This window comes from Micromonospora sp. KC606, from assembly GCF_004348675.1.
Lineage (GTDB): Bacteria > Actinomycetota > Actinomycetes > Mycobacteriales > Micromonosporaceae > Micromonospora.
On record NZ_SMKN01000309.1, the window covers coordinates 1 to 5214 of the forward strand.

Sequence of the window (5214 nt, forward strand, 5' to 3'; positions counted from 1 at the left end):
GGGTGGGCAGGAAGGGCGTGCTGCCGTCGGGGAGCGCGCCGCTGCCGACGGTGGCGGAGCCGGTGCTGAGTGCGGCGAGAATGGGCATCGAAGCGGCGCCGGCGAGGAGGGCGACCGTGAAAAGGTAGCCTCGCCCGGGCTTGCCCACGGCGGGGGCGCGGTGGGCGCCGACCATCCGGCGGTAGCCGCCACCGCCGGCTCGGTGCCGACCGAGGAGCGGGGCGGGAGGACCGTCACCTGGCTCGGACACCGTGCACTCCTTCGTCGACCATGAACCGTGGACGCCGGAGAGCCACCAAACGGACAAAAGCCGCAAAACCCTCACCCGGCATTCGGTCAGCTTGGACCAATGACGCTCAGTTCACCAGCCGCCACAGCGTGTCGACACACAAATTGTCCGTCGGCGTGAATCTTCCATACGGAATAAACGCTCATTAGTCGCTAATCAGCTAGAACCGGGCCAGCTCGGAGGGCCATACTGTGGGCCCGCTCACCTCCTCTGACATCATTCAGAGCACGACGGCAACGCAGCCGCGACCTCCGCGCACCCGCGGCAGGCGCGGCTCGGCGCCGGCGCTCCCGAACCGGGTTCCTTCCCGAATCCGGCTCACGCCGCGTGGCAACCCTCACCGGGGCTAGGCGCGGCCGCCAGGACCAGCCCGGCACCGGCCGGGCCGGCGCACGATTTGCGCGGACGGGTCACCCCCGGCGCCGACGCAGACACGACAGGGAGAGACGGATGGCAAAGGGCGACCCCGGGGTCACCACCCGCGGCCGGCGGGCCGCACCCCGCTCCAAGCGAGCCACCCGCACCGGCGGGCCGGAACTCGTGCAGCTGCTCACCCCGGAGGGTGAGCGGATCGAGAGCGCCGTCGGTCCGGACGGGACCGACTACCGCGTCGACTTCACCGACGAGGAGTACCGCGGGCTTTACCGCGATCTGGTCCTGGTCCGCAAGCTCGACGCCGAGGCCACCGCACTCCAGCGGCAGGGCGAACTGGGCCTGTGGGCCAGCCTGCTCGGCCAGGAGGCGGCCCAGGTCGGCTCCGGCCGCGCGCTGCGCACCCAGGACATGGCCTTCCCGACCTACCGCGAGCACGGCGTGCTCTACTGCCGGGGCATCGACCCGATCATGCCGCTCGGCCTGTTCCGTGGTGTCGACCAGGGCGGCTGGGACCCGAACGAGTTCAAGTTCAACATGTACACGATCGTGATCGGGGCGCAGACCCTGCACGCGACCGGGTACGCCATGGGCGTCCACATGGACGGCAAGACCGGCACCGACGACGGCGAGGCGGTGATCGCCTACTTCGGCGACGGCGCGACCAGCCAGGGTGACGTCAACGAGGCTTTCGTCTGGGCCAGCGTCTTCAACGCCCCGCTGGTCTTCTTCTGCCAGAACAACCAGTACGCCATCTCCGAGCCGCTGGAGCGGCAGACCCGCGTCCCGCTCTACCAGCGCGCCAACGGCTTCGGCTTCCCCGGCGTACGGGTGGACGGCAACGACGTGCTCGCGTCGTACGCGGTGACCCGGCACGCGCTGGACAATGCCCGGCTCGGCCAGGGCCCCAGCCTGATCGAGGCGTACACCTACCGGATGGGGGCGCACACCACCTCCGACGACCCGACCCGCTACCGGATCGCCAGCGAGGTCGAGGCATGGCAGGCCAAGGACCCGATCGCCCGGATGAAGGCGTTCCTGACCAAGCAGCAGATCGCCGACGAGTCGTTCTTCGCCGTGGTCGACGAGCAGGCCCGCGCCGAGTCGGTGCACCTGCGCGAGCGGGTGCTCGCCATGCCCGACCCGGCACCGGTGACCATGTTCGACCACGTCTACCCGCACGGGTCACCGGAACTCGACGCCCAGCGGGCACAGTTCACGACCTACCTGGAGTCGTTCGAGGGGAGCGCGCACTGATGGCCACGGAGACGCTCACCCTCGGCAAGGCCCTCAACACCGGTCTGCGCAAGGCGCTGGAGAACGACCCGAAGGTCGTCATCATGGGCGAGGACGTCGGCAAGCTCGGCGGCGTCTTCCGGATCACCGACGGGCTCCAGAAGGACTTCGGCGACCAGCGGGTGATCGACACCCCGCTGGCCGAGTCCGGCATCATCGGCACCGCGGTCGGCCTGTCCATCCGGGGCTTCCGGCCGGTCTGCGAGATCCAGTTCGACGGCTTCGTCTACCCCGCCTACGACCAGATCGTGTCGCAGGTGGCGAAGATGCACTACCGGTCGCAGGGCAAGGTCCGGATCCCGATGGTCATCCGGATCCCGTACGGCGGCGGCATCGGCGCGGTCGAGCACCACTCGGAGTCGCCGGAGGCGTACTTCGCGCACACCGCCGGCCTCAAGGTGGTGACCTGCGCCAACCCGCAGGACGCGTACGTGATGGTCCAGCAGGCCATCGCCTCGGACGACCCGGTCGTCTTCCTGGAGCCGAAGCGACGCTACTGGGAGAAGGGGCCGGTCGACCTGGACGCCCCGCTGTCGGCGGCGTACCCGCTGCACGCCTCCCGGGTCGTCCGGGCGGGCACCGACGCCACCGTGCTGGCGTACGGCCCGATGGTGCGGACCTGTCTGGACGCGGCGACCGCCGCCGCCGAGGACGGCCGGGAGCTTGAGGTCATCGACCTGCGCTCGCTCTCCCCGCTCGATCTGGGTCCGGCGTACGAGTCGGTGCGGCGCACCGGCCGCTGCGTGGTCGTCCACGAGGCCCCCGGCAACCTGGGCCTGGGTTCGGAGATCGCGGCCCGGGTCACCGAGGAGTGCTTCTACTCCCTGGAGTCCCCGGTGCTGCGCGTCACCGGCTACGACACCCCATACCCGGCCGCCCGGGTGGAGGAGGAGTACCTGCCCGACCTCGACCGGGTGCTCGACGCCGTCGACCGCACCTTCGGCTGGTGAGCGGCATGTCGCGGATCAAGGAGTTCAACCTCCCCGACCTGGGTGAGGGCCTGACCGAGGGCGAGATTCTCGCCTGGCTGGTCAAGGTGGGCGACGTCATCGAGCTGAACCAGCCGATCGTCGAGGTGGAGACGGCCAAGGCGGCTGTCGAGATCCCGGCGAAGTGGGCCGGCCAGGTGCGGGCGATCTTCCATCCGGAGGGCACCACTGTCGAGGTCGGCGCGCCGATCATCGCGATCGACACCGACCCGAACGCCGGGCCGGTCGAGGAGCCGGCCTCCGCCGCGACTCCGTCGGCGGCCACGCCGGCAGCGGTCGAGGTGGCCCCGGCGGAAGGGGCGATCGCGCCCGGTCTGACCGGCGGCCCCGCTCCGGGTGGGCGTACGGCCGTGCTGGTCGGCTACGGCCCCCGGACCACGGCAGCCAAGCGGCGTCCACGCAAGGGTGCCGTCCCGGCCCAGGCGTCGGCGCCGGTCGCGCCGGCCAAGGCGTCCGCTCCTGCCCCGGCACCCGCGGCGGCTCCGGCGGCTCCGGCACCCGCGGCGGCTCCGGCGGCTCCGGCGGCCAACGGTCGGGCCGGCGGGCCGGTGTTGGCCAAGCCGCCGGTACGCAAGCTCGCCAAGGATCTCGGCGTCGATCTGTCCACACTGACCGGGTCGGGACCGCTGGGCTCGATCACCCGCGAGGACGTACGGCGGGCGGGCGCGACGGCCGAGCCGCAGACGGTCACCGCCCCAACCGTGGCGGCGGCGAGCTTCGGCGCGGACCGCGAGCAGCGCGTCCCGGTCAAGGGGGTACGCAAGCTCACCGCCGAGAACATGTCCCGCTCGGCATTCACCGCCCCGCATGTCACGGAGTTCCTGACCGTCGACGTGACACGGGCGATGAAGGCCCTGGACCGGCTCCGGGCCCGACGGGAGTGGCGGGACGTCCGCGTCTCGCCGCTGCTGCTGGTCGCCAAGGCGGTACTGCTGGCGGTCGGGCGCCATCCGATGGTCAACTCGTCCTGGGCCGGTGACGAGATCGTGGTCAAGGACTACGTCAACCTCGGCATCGCGGCGGCCACCGAGCGAGGGCTGATCGTGCCGAACATCAAGGACGCCGGCCGGCTCTCGATGCGCGAGCTGGCGGACGCGCTGACCGCTCTGGTGCAGACGGCGAAGGCCGGGAAGACCGCACCGGCGGACATGTCGGGCGGCACACTGACGATCACCAACGTCGGTGTGTTCGGAGTGGACACCGGCACACCGATCCTGCCTCCGGGCGAGTCGGCGATCCTCGCCTTCGGCGCGGTTCGCGAGATGCCGTGGGTGCACAAGGGCAAGGTGAGGCCGCGGCAGGTCACCACCCTCGGTCTCTCCTTCGACCATCGGATCATCGACGGCGAGTTGGGCTCGAAGTTCCTCCGCGACGTCGGGGACTTCCTGGCCGATCCCGAGGCGGCGCTGCTCGCCTGGACCTGACGGTTCACGACACGGCCCACGGCCGGTGTGCGCAGGGTGAACGCCCGGCACACCGGCCGTGACCTTTGGCGGAAGAAAACCTTGACTAGGCCTCCAGAAGCCTACGATCCTTAGGCAGGTGGCTCAGCTCACCTAATAATCGATGGAGGTTCGCGGCGATCTGCGCTTCAATGGAGACATCAGGGGCTGACAACCGAATAGCCGGAGGAGAGAGTCACCATGAGCATGATCGAGCGCATCCGAAGCCGCCGCGACGCCCACCGCCGCGCCCGCGCGATCGAGCAAGCGCTTCGTTCCGCCAACTCGCCCGCGGTGCGCGAGGAGATCCTCGCGGTCGCCCAACGTCACATGAGCTGACGTCGGCACAAACCTTCCTCACCTCCTCCAGATCGACGACCCGCCCGGGCCCCGGGCGGGTCGTCGGCGTTCCGGACCCTCCGAGACCGGGATTCCACCTCGACCGGACGACCGGTACGGTGGGGCACGGTCGCCGCCCACCGACCCCTGACGATATGGATCCGGATGAGAGCCGGTCGCGATCGTCCGGCGACGGTGGGTGACGGCCGGTGCTCCCCGGGCGCTCCGCGCGGCCACCGGATACGGTGCGGGGAGACCGCACGGCCGATCCGCCGGCGACACCGGCGAGTCAGCCGTCCGGACCCGGACGGCATCGGCGGGCCGACATGTGATGGAGGAGGCGCACCCATGACGTCCGAGGGCCAGCACCGCCCCGGCCAGGAGCCGGACGAGGTGCCGCCGGGCGCCGTTGGACCGGCGCCGTACGGCGAACGACAAGCGCAACCGGGATACGGCAACAATGCCGCCCCGGATCTGGGCTGGGCCC

Annotated in this window: 5 protein-coding genes; 4 read left to right on the forward strand and 1 reads right to left on the reverse strand. The window is 70.9% G+C overall.

Annotated elements, in window-relative coordinates; all coding sequences use genetic code 11:
- On the reverse strand, positions 1 to 250 hold a 250-nt coding region (locus E1193_RS32225; protein ID WP_165945859.1), incomplete at its 3' end, for a hypothetical protein.
- A gap of 489 nt (positions 251 to 739) precedes the next feature.
- On the opposite strand from E1193_RS32225, the gene pdhA reads away from it, so the two are divergent.
- The 4 genes from pdhA to E1193_RS32230 all read left to right on the forward strand — a co-directional run bounded on the left by pdhA (position 740) and on the right by E1193_RS32230 (position 4727).
- Positions 740 to 1918: a pyruvate dehydrogenase (acetyl-transferring) E1 component subunit alpha gene (gene pdhA, locus E1193_RS29895; protein ID WP_132186492.1), complete on the forward strand. Its 1179-nt coding sequence runs from the start codon at positions 740 to 742 to the stop codon at positions 1916 to 1918.
- Complete coding sequence (locus tag E1193_RS29900; RefSeq protein WP_132186493.1) at positions 1918 to 2907, forward strand: alpha-ketoacid dehydrogenase subunit beta; 990 nt, start codon at positions 1918 to 1920, stop codon at positions 2905 to 2907. The genes pdhA and E1193_RS29900 overlap by 1 nt, the downstream gene beginning before the upstream one ends.
- Positions 2908 to 2912: 5 nt before the next feature.
- Entirely contained in the window at positions 2913 to 4370 is a 1458-nt protein-coding gene (locus E1193_RS29905) for a dihydrolipoamide acetyltransferase family protein (protein WP_132186494.1), read from the forward strand.
- 219 nt (positions 4371 to 4589) lie between these two features.
- A complete protein-coding gene (locus E1193_RS32230; protein ID WP_165945860.1) occupies positions 4590 to 4727 on the forward strand; it encodes a hypothetical protein in 138 nt (45 codons plus the stop codon).
- Positions 4728 to 5214: the final 487 nt, after the last annotated feature.